The organism is Algoriphagus yeomjeoni, from assembly GCF_003259505.1.
Classification (GTDB): domain Bacteria; phylum Bacteroidota; class Bacteroidia; order Cytophagales; family Cyclobacteriaceae; genus Algoriphagus; species Algoriphagus yeomjeoni.
The window spans coordinates 159422-175676 of sequence record NZ_QLLK01000003.1 but is presented as its reverse complement, the minus strand read 5'-3'; the positions used below and the strand labels follow the sequence as shown (position 1 = coordinate 175676).

The following is a 16255-nucleotide window of genomic DNA, read 5'->3' as shown; positions in this document are numbered from 1 at the left end:
CGAAACCACCTATTACCATGGAAAAGTTGAAAATATTTTTCGAAGAAAGAGCCTTTGGGGTTTGTTCACGCTTAGGCGAAAAACTCAATTTTCCTATCGACAGCATTCGTTTATTCTTTATTTATGCCTCATTTGTTACGATGGGCTCACCGGTTATACTTTACGTGAGCATGGCGATGACAATGAAAATCAGAAAGTTCTTCAGGAAAAAGAACAACCCAGTTCTTTTCGATTAAAGTTGATCAAACGTCTTTTTCCCTAACACTTTCCAGTTCCAAAAGATCAAATTCACCTTTCCCTTTCTAGCCACTTCTTTTCTTCCATCCATTATGGGTTGGAATTTCTTCATTTCAATCTTTCTTTCTCCAAAGTCTTTGTAAGCAATTAGAACAGCTTTTGAAAATTCTTTTTTGCCTTGGCTTAGGTAACTTATTGCAGCAAGATGTTCTAACAAAGACTTGACCACAAAAATCTTGAAAAATCTTGATGAACTTTCATTCTTATAAATCATACTTAGACTGTTTCTTATGTTCAAGTATAATTTTTTGGGACTTGCTCTATCTAGCGTAGCACCACCCAAATGAAAGACTTCTACCGACCCATAATAACCAACCTTCCAGCCTGACCTGCGCATTCTCCAACAAAGATCTATTTCCTCCATGTGCGCAAAAAAACTTGAATCAAATCCCGACAATTCGTGGAATACTGATGCATTCACTACCATGCATGCACCAGAAGCCCAATCCACTTCACTTACGTCATCATATTTCCCGGAGTCTTTTTCTATAGTTTCCCAAATTCTACCCCGGCAGTAAGGGTACCCATAGGCATCCAAAAATCCGCCTCCTGCACCAGCATAATCAAATACGTTTTTGTCTTTCCACGACAAAATTTTCGGCTGAAGAGCAGCATAATCTAAGTGAGCTTGCATCCAAGTGATCAGGTCTAAATCCCAATCAGCGGTAACCTCCACGTCTGAGTTTAATAGAATGTAATATTCATATTGACCATTGATTTCAGCCAACCCAGCATTATATCCTCCAGCGTAACCAAAATTCTCCTCAAGTTTGATTTGCAGAACCTGAGGATAGTTTTTATCTAAAAAATTAATTGAACCATCAGCACTTGCATTGTCTATCACCCAAACGTCATAAATACTATGCATACAAACAGAAGGAAGAAATGTCTTCAGCATTTCTTCCCCATTATAATTCAGTATGACGATGGCACAGGGTTTCATCCAAACATGTTGCCTAGATCCATTCCTGGGATATTTGGCATCATACCTTCTGTGGCAGCTTTCATCTCAGCTTTGATTTTCACGTCGATAGACGTCATTGCGATATTTGTAGCAGCTACAATTAGGTCACTCAACATTTCCTTGTCCTTTGGAGAGATCAATGAATCATCAAAGTCTATACTTACTACTTTCCGATCACCGTTCACGGTGACTTTCACCATACCAGCACCAGATTCACCAGTGGAAGTGAGGTGCACAAGCTTAGCTTGAGTTTCTTTGATTTTTGCTTGGGCTTCTTTCACTTTGCCCATCATGCCCATGATATCAAACATATTATTCTATTTAAGACCTTTATGATCGTGAATTCACTTTATTTCAGTCGCGCGATTGCTTCTTCTAAACTTACAGATTCCTGAGTTCCAGTTTCAAGATTTTTCAACGCTATTACATTACTTTTAATTTCCACATCTCCACAAATCCCTACAAATGGAATTGCTTTTTTATCTGCAAAATCAAGTTGTTTCTTCATTTTGGTAACATCGGGGTAGAGCTCTGCTTTGATTCCCGCAGCTCTGAATTTCTGCAGGAGACCTAAAGCATACACATAAGCCTTTTGGTCAAAGTGTGTCAATAGAATCTTCGTGCTCTGCAAACTATCTTCTGGAAACAAATCCAGCTCTTCCAGAACATCGTACAAGCGATCTACACCAAAGCTAAACCCAACCCCAGACATTTTCTCCTTAAGACCAAAGTTTTCAGTGAGATTATCATATCGACCTCCACCACTCACGGATCCTATCGATACATGGTTCACTTTTACTTCGAAAATAGCTCCGGTATAATACGAAAGACCACGAGCCAGCATAATGTCCAATTCCACAAAGTCCAGATTTTCGCCCATGTCCGTTAAAATCTGAAACACTTCTTCCAGTTCTTGTACTCCTTGAAGCCCAATCTCGCTGCTGGCTAAGAATTTCTTTAGAAAATCTAACTTTCCAGCTTGATCAGAATCTAACTTAACCAGCGGTGCCAATTTCTCCACAGAATCTGCTGCAAAACCTCGCTCACTCAGCTCCTCTTTTACTTTCTCCCAGCCTATTTTATCCAGTTTATCTATCGCTACGCAAAGCGGTGCTTCTTTTCCAGCTTCTCCGATTGCCTCAGAAATTCCGGTCAGAATTTTTCGATTATTCAGTTTGATGCTGTAATCATTCAGCTTCAATTTCTCAAAAACTGATCGAATCATCAGAATGATCTCAGCTTCGCAAAGCAAACTATCCGTTCCCACCACATCCGCGTCACATTGATAAAACTCACGGTATCTCCCTTTCTGAGGTCGATCTGCCCTCCAAACTGGTTGAATCTGAAAGCGCTTGAAAGGAAAAGTCAACTCATTTCTATTCATTACCACAAAGCGGGCAAAAGGAACCGTCAAATCATAACGAAGCCCTTTTTCAGACACTTTAGGCAATGTCTTCTTAAAACCATTTTCCAAGTCTTCTGCGCCAACATTCTTTAAGTAGTCCCCACTATTCAAGATTTTGAAAAGCAGCTGATCTCCCTCATCGCCATATTTCCCTGTCAGCGTACTGAGATTTTCCATTGCTGGAGTTTCGATCTGATTGTAGCCAAAAAGTTGAAAAGTGCCTTTGATCGTATCTAGGATGTAATTTCTTCTGGCCATCTGGATGGTCCCGAAATCTCGGGTTCCTTTTGGCAGACTCGGCTTTTGCATAGCTTATTTTTTGGTGATTAGCTGCCAAATTTATTCAAAAAAAAGGAAACAGTCCCTGATATCATGAAAGTCAAAGAATTAAATCCCAAATTATTTTAGGCAGAAAAGAAATGTTTGTTTACTTTTGCGACTCGTTTCGAAACAATACTATTAAAAATATACGACCATGGCAGTTACTACACTGAAGAGAAAACTTAAAAGAAAAAGACAATCTCAGACCACACGTGTGATTAAGATCAAGCAATTGTCTGCTCAGCCTGTAATCAAAAACGTGGACGTTGAAGAGCTTAAGAAGTCTTTCACGAAATAATCTTTATTTCGGTTAAACATGGAAGGCGGTCATTTGATCGCCTTTTTTTGTATATATTTTTTTTGAGACTTAGGACGTTAGACACAAGACATTAGAAATAATGTGAACTCGAGTGGTTTGTGAGACACAAACCACGGCACAGAGGTCAATTCCAAAACCGACTGAGACTGCGACTGAAAACTGCCACTGAAAACTCTATCTACTGCACCTGATCACTGCGACTGAAAACTCAAACACTCACCTTCCCCCTCTTCCCCAACTCCACCACTCGGAGATTTTTTACCTGCCCATCCTCCAAATCAAACAACAGCATAGTCCGCATCACATGAAAGCCATGCTGCCCTATAGCTCCAGGGTTCATATAGAGGCAACTCACTGTCTTGTCATACTCCACCTTGCAGATATGTGAGTGTCCGCAGATAAACAGGTTTGGCGATGATTCTTTGATTTTAGTTTTTACACCTTTGGCGTAGCGGGGAGGTTTGCCCCCGATGTGAGTAATCAAGACCTTCACTCCTTCCAGCGTAAATTCTAACCACTCAGGATAAGTTCGCTGCATTTCCTGATCATCTATATTTCCAAAAACAGCCCGGACCGGCTTTCCTTTGGGTAATGAATCCATTACCGCAAAATTTCCAATATCTCCGGCATGCCAGATTTCATCTACCCCATCCAAATAGGCGAGCGTTTTGTGGTCTATATAGCTATGTGAATCTGATATGAGGGCTATCTTGGTAGGCATTTGGATTTAATCTTGCTAAATTTTCCATTCAATATGGAATGCCAAATTTTCACATCAAATGTAAAATCATGAAACTTCAAAAAATCCTCGTATTACTAATTGCTTTTGCATTGGTCAACTTCAATTTTGTACAAGCACAATCCGCAAAAGTAAAGGCACTTAACCCTTCAGAATTTGAAGGACTAATGAAAAATAAAGGCGCCGTAAGAGTTTTAGATGTCCGAACAGCTGACGAGATGTCTGAAGGTTATTTGCCTGGAGCTATAAACATTGATTTTAACAGTGGCAATTTCAAGAACGAGATCGCCAAACTAGACAAAAGCAGAACTTATTTGATTTACTGCAAAGTAGGTGGTAGGTCAGGTGAAGCAGCCAAAATGATGCGGGAGGCTGGATTTACACACCTGTATTCTCTGGACGGAGGAATAGACGCTTGGCAAGAAGCAGGAAAACCAATAGAAAAATGACATTAATAAAATCTATCAACCCATACACAGGGGAGTTATTAGCAGAATTTAATCCATTAACTGAAAAAGAAATTGAGGAAAAGCTTAGCGCTGGATCAGTTGCATTTTCTACCTGGAAAAATACCGATTTCACCCATAAAGCTGATTTGATGAATAAGGCAGCTCAGGTTTTGAAAGACAGACGTGAGAAGTATGCTACGATTATCTCCCAGGAAATGGGAAAAGTATTCAAAGAATCACTTTCAGAAGTTGACAAATGCGCTTTGGTCTGTGAATATTATGCCGAGAATGCGGCTGAGTTCTTAAAAGCAGAGAAGATAGATCTGCCTGACGGCGCAAAAGCTAAAGTTATCCATCAGCCCCTCGGTATTGTTTTAGCTGTGATGCCCTGGAATTTTCCTTTTTGGCAGGTATTCCGTTTTGCTGCTCCAACTTTAATGGCTGGTAATGTTGGGGTGTTAAAACATGCCTCAAACGTTCCACAATGCTCCTTGGCCATAGAAGAAGTTTTTACTGAAGCTGAATTTCCACCGGGCACATTCCAAAGCCTTCTGATAGACTCCGAAGCCACCAATAAACTGATTGAAGATGAGAGAATCAAAGCGGTCACTCTCACTGGGAGCGAGAAAGCAGGTGCTGCTGTAGCCTCAACTGCAGGTAAGTATATCAAAAAATCTTTACTTGAATTAGGAGGCAGCGACCCCTTCATCGTCTTAAAGGATGCCAACATCAAGTCTGCAGCAGAAACTGCAGTGAAAGCTAGAATGATCAACTTTGGCCAGAGCTGCATTGCTGCTAAGCGATTTATTGTGGAGGAAGATATTTACGAGGATTTCATGACCCTTTTTGTTGAGCATTTTAGAAAGTTGAAACAAGGCGATCCGATGGGTGAAAACTCAGATTTTGCTTGCATGGCGAGACCAGATTTAGCCAAGGAGTTGTATACCCAGATAAATGAATCTGTAAAAGCCGGAGCCACTCTTCTGTTGGGAGGTGAAGAACCTGATGAAGATTCAGCCATTTTCCAACCTACCATTTTAACTGATATCCCAACAAATGCACCGGCTTATTATGAGGAGCTTTTTGGTCCTGTAGCCACCATCTTCAAAGTTAAAAATGAAGATGATGCCATAGCTCTTGCCAATGATTCAGAGTTTGGATTAGGGGGTTCGATTTGGTCTGAAAACAAAGAAAGAGCGGAGGAGTTAGCAAGCAAAATCGAAACAGGGGCAGTGTTCATTAATGCCATGGTTGCATCAAATCCACACCTGCCTTTTGGAGGAGTAAAAAAATCCGGTTACGGAAGAGAATTGAGCAGATTTGGGATTTTGGAGTTTGTTAATTCGAAAACAGTGTATTTGGGCTAATCTATTAGGGATTAAGCAGGCTTTATTTTTGGTTTTGGCCAATTCCTTTCTATTTTTACGAGCCAAAATTTTGTCATAAACTAATGAGAGAACTACAGTTTCGAGAAGCCCTAAGAGAGGCAATGTCCGAAGAGATGAGACGTGATAAAGACGTTTTTTTGATGGGCGAAGAAGTTGCTGAATACAACGGAGCTTACAAAGTATCCCAAGGTATGCTGGATGAATTCGGTCCTGATCGAATCTACGACACGCCAATCGCCGAGCTTGGTTTTTCTGGACTTGCGGTAGGTGCTGCGATGAACGGTCTTAAGCCAATCGTTGAGTTCATGACTTTCAACTTCTCTCTAGTAGCAATAGATCAGATTATCAACTCCGCTGCTAAAATGCTAGCCATGTCAGGTGGAGCTTACAGCGTACCAGTTGTTTTCAGAGGCCCAACAGGGAATGCTGGTCAATTGGGAGCTACTCACTCTTCCAACTTCGAGAATTGGTTTGCCAATACTCCAGGATTGAAGGTGATCGTTCCTTCTAACCCTTACGATGCGAAAGGCCTTCTAAAAGCTGCCATCCGGGACCCAGATCCAATCATTTTCATGGAGTCCGAAGTGATGTACTCTGACAAAGGTGAAGTGCCAGAGGGAGAGTATTTGCTTCCTATAGGTGTAGCTGACGTCAAGAGGAAAGGAAAAGATGTCACTGTTATTTCATTCGGTAAAATGATGAAAGTGGCCTTGGAAGCAGCAGAAGAAATGGCAAAAGAAGGCATCGAAGCTGAAGTCATCGATTTGAGAACGGTTAGACCTATAGATTATGCTACTTGTGTTGAGTCGGTTAAGAAAACCAACCGCGTAGTGATCGTAGAAGAAGCTAATCCAATCGCAGGAATTTCCTCTGAATTGACCTATCACTTCCAGCGCTATGCATTTGATTACCTAGATGCTCCAGTAATTCGTGTGAATTCCATGGATATTCCGTTGAGCTACTCTCCTACTTACATCGAGGCTACCTTGCCAAATGTAAAGAGAACTGTAGATGCTATTAAGAAAGTCTGCTATAAAGACTAGTAAAACTGGTCTATCATATTAAAGCCCGAATTCATTGATTTGAATTCGGGCTTTTTGGTTTTACCAGAAACTCAGATTTGAAAACCATTCTTGGGACACAAACGATAGCTAACTACAAGACCCGACACAGTCAGAGAATTCAAACTAAGATCTAGGCCTACCAGGACTAGGCAATCTTAAAGAATTAAAACAAAGAGTGTTTCTTACCGTGATCTCTACGCTAAACTCTGTGCCCCCGCGGTTAAAAGACAACAAAAAAACCCGCCCTAACTCAAAGGCGGGCTTTCACCAATGTAACCCAATCTACTATTTAATATTCTGAATTATTTGTTCTGCTGCATTTCAGCTCCTCCACCTTCGCTTCCACTTTTTAAATCATCGTTAGTAACAGATCTCTTCTTTCTCTTGTTCTGATCTACACTTAGCTTGCCGATTCTGTAGCTGAAGTTAATTTTGAAGTTCATGTTTCGCATGATGTTCGTGCTATTCTGAACGATGGTAGCTGTGTTGATTTCATTCTTCATCTTAAATTCCTTAGTAAGGAAGTTATCCGCTCCGAAGCCTATTGTACCTCTCTTCTCATCAAACTGCTTGTTGATTCCCATTCCGTACATGTAGAATCCTCCAGATGAACCTTGTAACTGAACCTGACGACCTCTAGCAAAAGTGAAGGCCTGAATCTGCCAATCATTCTGAAGCGAATAGTTACCAAATAAACGTCCACTGATTACGAATCCTTCATTAGATGCTGCGTACGTTGGATCTGTAAGTCCATTGTCTAGCATCGCATAATAGGCATCCACACTAGCGTTCAAGGATATTTTGTTATTCACACTAATGTTTGTAAAGATGTTAGTTCCTACAGCATTCTCTTGGCCGATATTATCGAATCCCGTGTAGATCACCCCGTCTTCAGCTACAGTTCTGATTGACTGAATGGAACCAGTGGTATTTCTAAAGAATCCACTAAAACTTACCATTGTGTTTTTGAAGAAGGTGCTATAACCTAACTCATAATTATCAGTGAATTCTGGGTCCAATTCTGGATTACCTTGAGATACTTGAAGTGGGTTAGAAGAATCAATATTTGGATTCAAAAATCTAAGCGATGGGCGAGAAATTCTTCTGTTATAAGAAGCTTTGATCATGTTACCGTTTGCAAGTTTTCTACTCAAGTTCAGGCTAGGCACAAATGTTCCATAAGAAGGAATATCAGCTGAAGTAGTCTCAGTTTTGAAGTCTGCATTGATAGTAGTGTACTCATATCTGATCCCTGGCTTGATTGTGTAGTTTTTAAACAATGTAGCAGTGTATGATACATATCCAGCAGTTACATTTTGATCATAACTAAACGCGTTACTGAAGTTTGGATTTGGATTCTCTACATAAGCTCCATCTGCTCCATCAGCTTGGAAGTAAGCAAAGTCAGAGTAGGCTTTTCTTAAGATGTTTTTGGCGCCATACTCTAAAATAGACTGACCATCTTTTCCAAGTGGTTCTATTAAGTCTAGTTGAACTGTAAACTCTTCATTTTTGCTTGGATTGTCATTCTTCAATCTTGAATCGATTGTGGACATATCCTCCTCGAAAAGTGTATTTACAAATGAGTTCTCTCCGTTGTTTCTGCTATATAAAGTCAGTAAAGAAATTTCTTTTCCTTTCTCCTCAAACGTTTTTGTATAATTCAAGCTAACATCTACTGAATTCGAGTTGTCTTTAGTGTCTGTTTCTCTAAGCGCAGTTCTTACTAACTCACCATCAAGATAGTTTTGTGATAGGAAATTTTCTTGGTTGCTACTTCTGTTTCTTATTCCAAAATTTACAGCAGCAGTTAAGAAATTATATTTGTTGACCTCATAATCTACCCCGAAATTATATCTTCCGAAAAGCTGATTGCTTTTGGTATCAGCAGATTGTTGGATGGTGGAAATGGAATTATCAGGATTAGTCACTATTTGCTGGTTAGCAAAACTACCATTGATATTATAACCTGATCTACCATGACCTCCAAGTGTGAACCCAAACTTACCTTTTCTTGCACTTGCATTAAGACCCAAATCTGATCCTCTTAGACCAACACCTGTACGAATGTTTGCAGACATTCCCTGAAGGTTATTCTTTTTGGTGATGATGTTGATCACACCAGAAGTACCTTCTGCATCATATTTAGCTGAAGGCGAAGTGATCACTTCTACTTCTTTAATTTCCTCAGCAGGAATCTGCTTCAAGGCATCAGTAATGCTACTTGCCGCAATAGCAGAAGGTCTACCATCGATCAACACAGTAATATTGCTACTTCCTCGCATCGAAACGTTCCCATCCAAATCCACAGATAGCATTGGTACTCTTCTCATCACATCCGTACCATCACCACCCGCAGTAGTTCTATCGTTTTCAGCCTTGTAGATCGTACGATCCACACGCTCTTCAATTAAATCACGCTGACCTTGTACAGTCACTTCTTCCAGTGCTAAGCCTTCGTCAGACATTTCGATTTCGCCGATATTCACATCTCCGGTCTTCGACAAGACTTGTATACCAGAGATAGTTTTTGTTTCAAATCCCAAAAAACTGATTCTCAACTCGTAGCTTCCTGGCTCCATACCTGTGATAAAAAACTTCCCGTCACCATCAGCTACTGCACCAGCGACGTTTGTATCACTTCCTGGCGTATATAACGCAGCAGTGGCATAGCCCACAGGCTCACCGGTATTCGCATCCTTGGCAATTCCAACGATTTTTGCAGGAGTAGTTGCTTTTCCAGAAGTCTGCTGGGCAATAGAGCCGCTAGTGCTGATTAGTAGAAGAGCTGCGATAATGTTCAAAAACTTTTTCATGTGTAGTAGGATAATGTCTTATTTAGTCTGGCGAAAGAAAGTTGACCGTTTTAAATATGTGTCTGAAGCCCCTTTCTTATTCACCAGTTAATTTCAAATTCTTGGGCCTCGTGCTTGTTGATACCCCAAAACAACAGGGTTTGTTTCGTAGTTTTTTGCCAAATAGACGGCTAGGGTATATTCATCGACAAACACCCCTTTTCATCAGACAGAAGACCTATATTAACCTGCGAATCGTTTTATCTAGTCAATTGAACTTTTCGCAGTCTTAATCAGCTAATTCGTAGATTACATTTTATATAAAGAAGTGCTTTGCTTTAGTTTGAGCACTGAAAATCAGATTTATGATCAATCTAAGTCCCAAAAGGAGCGTCTCTATTCTAGTACATATTCTAGGCTGGTCCATGCTCAGTACGGTGCTACTTCTTCTTTCACCTCTATCCTGGAGAGTGGATATACCGGTGGAGTTCTGGATACGCCAAGTATTCATGGCATTATTACTTATAGGCATATTTTATATAAATATGCTTTGGTTTGTCCCAAAAGTCTTATTGAAAGGAAAGCAGCTAGTCTACTTAGTCACTATTATTCTTGGTTCAATACTTTTCCTTGGACTTCTTATTTATGCTGACAATTTCCTCCATATACCCGAATTAATGCATAAAGCATTTAATCCAGATGAGCCTTATGTGCAAAGGCCAAGGAGGGTTTCCAGTGACATATTCAACGTGATGCTCTATCTCTTGACGATAGGAATAAGTACTTCTGTAGCCTCAGTACAGAAATGGCAAAAAGATGAGGCACTGAGACGTGAGCTGGATCAGCAAAGAATCAACACTGAGCTTTCGTACCTCAAGGCGCAGATCAATCCACATTTCTTTTTTAATACCCTAAATAACATTTATGCACTGACCAATCTGGATGTAAAAAAAGCTCAGGAAGCACTTTTGAAACTTTCTCGAATGATGCGCTATGTGTTGTATGAAAACCAGAAAAATGAAACGCTCCTGAGCAGAGAGGTAAGCTTTATCAATGATTACATAGAATTGATGAAAATGAGATTGACGGAAAAAGTCACGCTCAACATTTCCATAGACGAACCAAAGGACGACTTAGTAATCGCGCCTATGCTGCTACTTCCTTTTATGGAAAATACATTCAAACACGGTGTAAGCAGCCAGCAACAAAGTGAGATTATGATCAAGCTGGAAATCATGGGAACCACGGTCTTCTTTGAAACTCGAAATCATATTTTCCCTGTTCATGTGGACAGCCCAGAAGCAAAAGAAAACGGCATTGGTCTGGTGAATACCCAGAGGAGATTGAGCTTACTCTACCCAGATAAGCATAGACTGAAATTTGGAAAAGACGAAGCGAAACAAGAGTATTGGGTAAATCTTACCATCAATCTCGAATGAAATCGAGCATGACTCAAGCGTCATATGACGATATATTAATCCTTAATGCGAGATTCCATATGACCTTAAAAAGACAAATTATATTCGTATGAAACTCAACTGTGTAGCAATAGATGATGAGCCATTAGCTCTTGAATTATTAAGCAAATTCATCGAGCAAACCTCCTTTCTAAATCTGATCGGCAAGTTTTCTAATGCGATTGAAGCCCTAAGCTTTATTAATCAAAATCAGGTTCAACTAGCATTTATGGACATACAGATGCCAGACCTGTCTGGCATGGAGCTCGCGAGAGTTTTGGATGGAAAAAAAAATGCTGAAAAAACACGAATAATCTTCGCAACAGCCTATCATCAATTTGCCATAGAAGGCTACAAAGTGGAAGCTCTGGATTACTTACTAAAGCCTTACAGCTACGAGGATTTTTTGAATGCGGCTACTAAGGCATTTTCCTACTTTGAGAGGCAGGCTTCTTCAAAAACTGAATCGACAACTGCTGAGTCCTCGGCTCCCGAATACATTTTTCTAAAAGTAGAATATCAGCTGGTTAAGGTAATGCTGAAAGATATTGGATACATAGAGGCTTATAAAGACTATGTGAAAGTCCACTTGCTATCCAAGCCTAATCCGATTCTCTCACTTACCAGCTTGAAAAGCATGGAGGAATTACTGCCTTCAGACAAGTTTATGAGAGTTCATAGATCCTATATTGTGGCGCTGGACCACATCGATTCCGTATCGAAAAACGTGATACAAATCGGAAAAAACCACATCAGTGTGAGTGATAACTACAAGGAAGGATTTTTGGAGTTTATGAGTAGATGGATGAATTGAGTGGCTATTTCTCTTGAGGTACTCAAATAGATAATCGCCGGGATTTTTGGAGGAGTATCAAGGTAAAAACGCGATGAATTTAACGTTCTCATCTTATAGCTAAGGAGTACATTTTTGTAGCTTGCTTTGCAAATCACCTTTTCAGCTTTTTATGACCGACCAACAAAAGCAGTTTATGAAGCAGGCAATTGGCCTAGCCAAATCAGGAATGGAATCCGGCAACGGCGGACCATTTGGATGTGTGATTGTCAAAGACGATCAAGTGATCGGATCTGGCAGTAATATGGTCACCACGACCAACGACCCAACTGCACATGCCGAAGTGGTAGCGATCCGAGATGCCTGCAAAAATCTAAATCATTTTCAATTGGAAGGCTGTGAAGTTTATACTTCTTGCGAGCCGTGCCCCATGTGTCTAGGAGCAATCTTTTGGGCTAGACCAAGTCGGGTTTTTTATGCCTGCACACATGAGGATGCTTCTGCTGCTGGATTTGACGATTCATTTATTTATCGCGAGATACAAGTAGCTCCTGAGACTCGCCAGATTCCTATGGAAGGAATGATGCGCGAGGAGTCTCAGAAGGTCTTTGAACTCTGGAAGTCAAAAGCTGACAAGATATTGTATTGAAAGGGTGTTTATTCGTGAGTCATTGAATTTAAGGATAATAGATTTCGATAAAACAAAAAGGGCTGTTTTCCACATTGAAAACAGCCCTTTTTCTAATTAGCCTTTACATAAACTTCTTGGCTAGTACAAAAAGCATTTGGTGGGCACATGAATGAAAGCTGCGTGTAATTCTCTTCAATAGCATAATCCGAATAATACTCATTCCCATCTGCAAGCGTTAAATCGGCTTTAGGCATGTAGTAAATATCAAAGTAATTCATCGCATAATAATCTTGCCATTTTAAAGTGACTTTTCCTTCAGCGATGGTGTAGGTGCCGTTATAGTATGATCTATAGCCAAGGATATCATCGTCATCAGCCTCTGTAGTATAGTTTTCGCTTGAAAATGTTCCATCTGATTTGAAATCCAGCGTATTAACTAAATCGAGTTTTACTCCTGCTGCAATTTCAATTTCAACAGTAGAAACATATCTACCTTCAATTTGGGAGTTTGGAGATGGTTCCTCTACATCTTTGCAACTAAAAATGAGTAGAACTAAAGCGATCAATGGGTAGAGCTGTCTTTTCATAATGGCTTGCGATTTAACTAAAGTTAAAATTTGATTAGAATAAAGAAAAACGAAATCTTAAACTTTACGGAGAGTACTTCAAAAACGCTACTGTCAGGTTTGTTTTTTCTCAAAAATAGTATTCATGCAATACTATTTAAATACTCCTCAGCAGTCATTACCGGCAAAGTAGAATTCTTAAAGTCCTTTCCATTTCGGGTTATGATAATCGAGCAAGTGGATTGTAAAGCCGTGAAATACTGAACAGCATCCTCAAAATCACTGAATTCAGAATTCAACGCTTTTTCAATAGTTTCCTCATTGACTGCACAAACCTGGCAAAGTATTTTGAACATCCGAAGTTTCTTCCAAACTGAATCTGAAGACTCATACTTGTTCAAGACATAATCAACTGTGGTAAATGAAAGAGGAGAAACAACTAGGGTAATTTTCTTTTGATCTGCCAAAGTCGCAATCTTAGCAATTGACTCATAAAAAGGATCTCTTTCTCCCAAAAGATCCAAGATTACATTGGTATCTAAAAAGATCCGACTCATTTGTGTTTTTGATCCAAATAATCAGTCCGATCTTTTTTATAATCGTAGTCAGCAGGAATTTTAACACCTGAAGATAGACTTTTCACAAAAGGAGAAATCTCCAACTCACCCGCAGGTTGGTCAGAAGTCAAAGAATTAAGATAATTCTCAATCAATCGAGACAAGCTCAATTTCTTATCAGAAGCATAGGCCTTGGCTTTTTCAATTACCTCTTGATTGAGCTTTAAAGTGAGTTTGGTGTCCATGATGAATTAATTATACGTACAAATATATTATTTTTTATACGTCAATATACACGGCTTAACTCTATTAACTGACATTTAATCTATTTAAAAAGTCAATATGGTTTTGACGGTCTTTTCTGTATTGATTTCTTACTCTTAAAATATTTATAATCAAAAGTACCACCATGATTGGCGTTGTTAACCATGCAATCGAAATCCAAGCTTTAGAGAAGAAAACTGATATAAACAGCGCATAAAAAATGGTTGGTAACAGAAAAGAGAAAGCAGATGTTTGGAAATCAACTTTAATTTGTGTGTCTGTTACAATACCTTGAGTTGTTATCATGAAGGATCTAAGCCAAAAGTCCGAGATAATCGGACTGACATAAAATGTTCGTTCTTTGAAATTCACATGTCCATTTACAAATCCTCTGTCACCTAGATTATAATTAGTTGGAGATTTTATGAAGTATTCATTCATCGAGTCAAGAAATTCTTTGCCGGAAGCTTTCTTATGGTCAAAAGTTTTTGTTTCTAAAGTGAGCTTAGGAGTTTTCAAGCTATTCTGTATTTAAGGTAATGTGCATGAATACGTAATAATATGTTCATATTTCTAAAAAAGTGATAAGCCAATCCTTTTTTTCCTATTTAAATCTACGCATGGGAAACTAGCAAGGCCCCTAACTTAAATCTATAATAAATCCAACTACTGGAAAATCAAGTCAACAGGATGGCTTCGACTTCGCTCAGCCTAGAATACTGCGCCCTCTGTGTTCCCCTCCGCGCCCACCGCGGTAAAAACCCTACACTAAAACCACCTAAAAAGTAAAACCCGATCTCTCGACTGGGTTTCAACTATTTATCTTCTTCCGCCTTTGCCTGGAGGAAGCATCTTGCTCATGGCGGCTTTGGCACCGCCCATTTTGTTCATTTGCTTCATCATCTTCCGCATATCGGCAAACTGCTTCATGAGGTTGTTCACCTCCACGATCGTTCTACCAGATCCTGCCGCAAGTCTTTTTCTTCTATTTCCATCGATGATATCTGGCTGCTCACGCTCCGCTGGTGTCATAGATCGGATGATCGCTTCAATAGGTTTGAAAGAATCATCGTCAATATCCAGGCCTTTCATGGCTTTGCCCATACCAGGTATCATTCCTAGCAAGTCCTTGATATTACCCATTTTCTTCACCTGCTCCAGCTGAGAAAGGAAATCATCAAAGTTGAAATTATTGGAACGAATCTTAGAATTGATTCGCTTGGCTTCATCTTCATCGAAAGACTGCTGTGCTCTTTCTACCAAGGAAATCACATCCCCCATTCCCAGGATTCGCTGGGCCATACGATCTGGGTGGAATACATCCAGATCTTCCATTTTCTCACCAGTTGAAATAAACTTGATCGGCTTATTCACTACGTGACGAATGGAAATCGCCGCACCACCTCGAGTATCACCATCGAGTTTGGTCAGTACGACTCCATCGAAATTCAATCGCTCATCGAAGGTCTTCGCAGTATTCACCGCATCCTGACCAGTCATGGAATCAACTACAAAAAGTGTCTCGGAAGGATTCAAAGCCTTTTTAAGTGCTTCGATCTCACTCATCATCACCTCATCCACGGCCAAACGACCAGCAGTATCGACTACGACTGTTTTCTTTCCAGTCTTTTTCGCGTAAGCAATCGCATTGTTAGCGATTTCCAGGGCATTCTTATTTTCAGGCTCAGCGTAAACCTCCACTCCGATCTGCTCACCCAATACTTTCAACTGATCTATCGCAGCTGGTCTGTAAATATCACAAGCGACAAGCAAAACCTGACGACCTTGCTTTTTCAAGTGTGCACCAAGCTTTCCTGTAAACGTGGTTTTACCAGATCCCTGAAGACCTGAAATCAAGATAATAGATGGATCACCAGATATTTTGATGTCCTCTTTTTTCCCACCCATAAGCTTGGTTAGCTCTTCCTGAGTGATTTTGATCAGCAATTGACCTGGAGAAACGGCGATCAACACATCCCGACCGAGGGCTTCGGTCTTGATCGTATCAGTGACTTCTTTGGCTACTTTATAGTTGACATCGGCATCGATCAAAGCTCTTCTGATCTCTTTGACGGTCGTTGCGACGTTTATTTCGGTGATTGTCCCGGTTCCTTTCAGCGTTTTGAAAGCCCGGTCTAATTTCAAACTTAAATTATCAAACATTCCTTATCTGGCTATTTGGTGCAAAAGTAATGATTTTCATCAGCTAAGGAAAGCGCTGATCAATCTATTCTGACTGTAGACTG

General features: G+C 40.0%; 18 protein-coding genes. 8 read left to right on the top strand and 10 right to left on the bottom strand.

Features of this window, described 5'->3' with window-relative positions:
- The first annotated feature begins 17 nt into the window (after positions 1-17).
- Complete coding sequence (locus LV83_RS06295; RefSeq protein ID WP_091695064.1) at positions 18-236, top strand: PspC domain-containing protein; 219 nt, start codon at positions 18-20, stop codon at positions 234-236.
- On the opposite strand, the gene LV83_RS06290 is transcribed toward LV83_RS06295, so the two are convergent.
- Genes LV83_RS06290 through hisS form a run of 3 tightly spaced genes read right to left on the bottom strand, consistent with a single transcriptional unit; the run spans position 233 to position 2975 of the window.
- Entirely contained in the window at positions 233-1240 is a 1008-nt protein-coding gene (locus tag LV83_RS06290; protein WP_111610697.1) for a glycosyltransferase family 2 protein, read from the bottom strand. The two genes, LV83_RS06295 and LV83_RS06290, sit on opposite strands and share 4 nt — an antisense overlap.
- On the bottom strand, positions 1237-1572 hold the full coding sequence (locus LV83_RS06285; RefSeq protein ID WP_111610696.1) for a YbaB/EbfC family nucleoid-associated protein: 336 nt from the start codon (positions 1570-1572) through the stop codon (positions 1237-1239). Before LV83_RS06285 ends, LV83_RS06290 begins: the two co-directional genes overlap by 4 nt.
- A gap of 38 nt (positions 1573-1610) precedes the next feature.
- Positions 1611-2975 carry a histidine--tRNA ligase gene (hisS, locus tag LV83_RS06280; protein ID WP_111610695.1) on the bottom strand — a complete coding sequence of 455 codons (1365 nt, stop codon included), beginning with the start codon at positions 2973-2975 and terminating at the stop codon, positions 1611-1613.
- Positions 2976-3141: 166 nt separating this feature from the next.
- Between hisS and LV83_RS21470 the strand changes: the two genes are divergently transcribed.
- Entirely contained in the window at positions 3142-3285 is a 144-nt protein-coding gene (locus tag LV83_RS21470; RefSeq protein ID WP_170124560.1) for a hypothetical protein, read from the top strand.
- A 229-nt stretch (positions 3286-3514) separates the two neighbouring features.
- Here LV83_RS21470 and LV83_RS06275 read toward each other — a convergent pair whose 3' ends face one another.
- A complete protein-coding gene (locus tag LV83_RS06275; protein ID WP_111610694.1) occupies positions 3515-4027 on the bottom strand; it encodes a metallophosphoesterase family protein in 513 nt (170 codons plus the stop codon).
- Between the two features lie 68 nt (positions 4028-4095).
- Here LV83_RS06275 and LV83_RS06270 point away from each other — a divergent pair, with 68 nt between their 5' ends.
- The 3 genes from LV83_RS06270 to LV83_RS06260 all read left to right on the top strand — a co-directional run bounded on the left by LV83_RS06270 (position 4096) and on the right by LV83_RS06260 (position 6925).
- Positions 4096-4494, top strand: a complete 399-nt coding sequence (locus LV83_RS06270; protein ID WP_158530518.1) for a rhodanese-like domain-containing protein — start codon at positions 4096-4098, stop codon at positions 4492-4494.
- The gene (locus LV83_RS06265) at positions 4491-5861 is read left to right on the top strand and encodes an NAD-dependent succinate-semialdehyde dehydrogenase (protein WP_211320460.1); all 1371 of its coding nucleotides are present in this window, start codon (positions 4491-4493) and stop codon (positions 5859-5861) included. The genes LV83_RS06270 and LV83_RS06265 overlap by 4 nt, the downstream gene beginning before the upstream one ends.
- Before the next feature lie 83 nt (positions 5862-5944).
- Positions 5945-6925: a pyruvate dehydrogenase complex E1 component subunit beta gene (locus LV83_RS06260; protein ID WP_111610692.1), complete on the top strand. Its 981-nt coding sequence runs from the start codon at positions 5945-5947 to the stop codon at positions 6923-6925.
- 323 nt (positions 6926-7248) lie between these two features.
- On the opposite strand, the gene LV83_RS06255 is transcribed toward LV83_RS06260, so the two are convergent.
- Complete coding sequence (locus LV83_RS06255) at positions 7249-9762, bottom strand: TonB-dependent receptor domain-containing protein (RefSeq protein ID WP_111610691.1); 2514 nt, start codon at positions 9760-9762, stop codon at positions 7249-7251.
- Between the two features lie 344 nt (positions 9763-10106).
- On the opposite strand from LV83_RS06255, the gene LV83_RS06250 reads away from it, so the two are divergent.
- From LV83_RS06250 to LV83_RS06240, 3 genes are all read left to right on the top strand, one after another.
- Positions 10107-11180: a sensor histidine kinase gene (locus LV83_RS06250; protein ID WP_245947009.1), complete on the top strand. Its 1074-nt coding sequence runs from the start codon at positions 10107-10109 to the stop codon at positions 11178-11180.
- An 88-nt stretch (positions 11181-11268) separates the two neighbouring features.
- Positions 11269-12012: a LytR/AlgR family response regulator transcription factor gene (locus LV83_RS06245; protein ID WP_111610690.1), complete on the top strand. Its 744-nt coding sequence runs from the start codon at positions 11269-11271 to the stop codon at positions 12010-12012.
- A 151-nt stretch (positions 12013-12163) separates the two neighbouring features.
- Complete coding sequence (locus LV83_RS06240; protein ID WP_111610689.1) at positions 12164-12640, top strand: nucleoside deaminase; 477 nt, start codon at positions 12164-12166, stop codon at positions 12638-12640.
- A 92-nt stretch (positions 12641-12732) separates the two neighbouring features.
- Here LV83_RS06240 and LV83_RS06235 read toward each other — a convergent pair whose 3' ends face one another.
- The 5 genes from LV83_RS06235 to ffh all read right to left on the bottom strand — a co-directional run bounded on the left by LV83_RS06235 (position 12733) and on the right by ffh (position 16172).
- Complete coding sequence (locus tag LV83_RS06235; protein ID WP_111610688.1) at positions 12733-13209, bottom strand: hypothetical protein; 477 nt, start codon at positions 13207-13209, stop codon at positions 12733-12735.
- Positions 13210-13331: 122 nt separating this feature from the next.
- On the bottom strand, positions 13332-13745 hold the full coding sequence (locus tag LV83_RS06230; RefSeq protein WP_111610687.1) for a type II toxin-antitoxin system VapC family toxin: 414 nt from the start codon (positions 13743-13745) through the stop codon (positions 13332-13334).
- Positions 13742-13990, bottom strand: a complete 249-nt coding sequence (locus LV83_RS06225; RefSeq protein WP_111610686.1) for a DUF6364 family protein — start codon at positions 13988-13990, stop codon at positions 13742-13744. Before LV83_RS06225 ends, LV83_RS06230 begins: the two co-directional genes overlap by 4 nt.
- Before the next feature lie 64 nt (positions 13991-14054).
- Complete coding sequence (locus tag LV83_RS06220; protein ID WP_111610685.1) at positions 14055-14528, bottom strand: hypothetical protein; 474 nt, start codon at positions 14526-14528, stop codon at positions 14055-14057.
- A 300-nt stretch (positions 14529-14828) separates the two neighbouring features.
- Complete coding sequence (ffh, locus tag LV83_RS06215; protein ID WP_111610684.1) at positions 14829-16172, bottom strand: signal recognition particle protein; 1344 nt, start codon at positions 16170-16172, stop codon at positions 14829-14831.
- Positions 16173-16255 lie beyond the last annotated feature (83 nt).

Coding starts and splice junctions, on each gene's coding strand:
- LV83_RS06295 (WP_091695064.1), top strand. CDS start 18: ATGGAAAAGTTGAAAATATTTTTCGAAGAAAGAGCCTTTGGGGTTTGT.
- LV83_RS06250 (WP_245947009.1), top strand. CDS start 10,107: ATGATCAATCTAAGTCCCAAAAGGAGCGTCTCTATTCTAGTACATATT.
- LV83_RS06225 (WP_111610686.1), bottom strand. CDS start 13,990: ATGGACACCAAACTCACTTTAAAGCTCAATCAAGAGGTAATTGAAAAA.
- LV83_RS06265 (WP_211320460.1), top strand. CDS start 4,491: ATGACATTAATAAAATCTATCAACCCATACACAGGGGAGTTATTAGCA.
- LV83_RS06270 (WP_158530518.1), top strand. CDS start 4,096: ATGAAACTTCAAAAAATCCTCGTATTACTAATTGCTTTTGCATTGGTC.
- hisS (WP_111610695.1), bottom strand. CDS start 2,975: ATGCAAAAGCCGAGTCTGCCAAAAGGAACCCGAGATTTCGGGACCATC.
- LV83_RS06240 (WP_111610689.1), top strand. CDS start 12,164: ATGACCGACCAACAAAAGCAGTTTATGAAGCAGGCAATTGGCCTAGCC.
- LV83_RS06290 (WP_111610697.1), bottom strand. CDS start 1,240: ATGAAACCCTGTGCCATCGTCATACTGAATTATAATGGGGAAGAAATG.
- LV83_RS06245 (WP_111610690.1), top strand. CDS start 11,269: ATGAAACTCAACTGTGTAGCAATAGATGATGAGCCATTAGCTCTTGAA.
- LV83_RS06230 (WP_111610687.1), bottom strand. CDS start 13,745: ATGAGTCGGATCTTTTTAGATACCAATGTAATCTTGGATCTTTTGGGA.
- LV83_RS06275 (WP_111610694.1), bottom strand. CDS start 4,027: ATGCCTACCAAGATAGCCCTCATATCAGATTCACATAGCTATATAGAC.
- LV83_RS06285 (WP_111610696.1), bottom strand. CDS start 1,572: ATGTTTGATATCATGGGCATGATGGGCAAAGTGAAAGAAGCCCAAGCA.
- LV83_RS06255 (WP_111610691.1), bottom strand. CDS start 9,762: ATGAAAAAGTTTTTGAACATTATCGCAGCTCTTCTACTAATCAGCACT.
- ffh (WP_111610684.1), bottom strand. CDS start 16,172: ATGTTTGATAATTTAAGTTTGAAATTAGACCGGGCTTTCAAAACGCTG.
- LV83_RS06260 (WP_111610692.1), top strand. CDS start 5,945: ATGAGAGAACTACAGTTTCGAGAAGCCCTAAGAGAGGCAATGTCCGAA.
- LV83_RS06235 (WP_111610688.1), bottom strand. CDS start 13,209: ATGAAAAGACAGCTCTACCCATTGATCGCTTTAGTTCTACTCATTTTT.
- LV83_RS21470 (WP_170124560.1), top strand. CDS start 3,142: ATGGCAGTTACTACACTGAAGAGAAAACTTAAAAGAAAAAGACAATCT.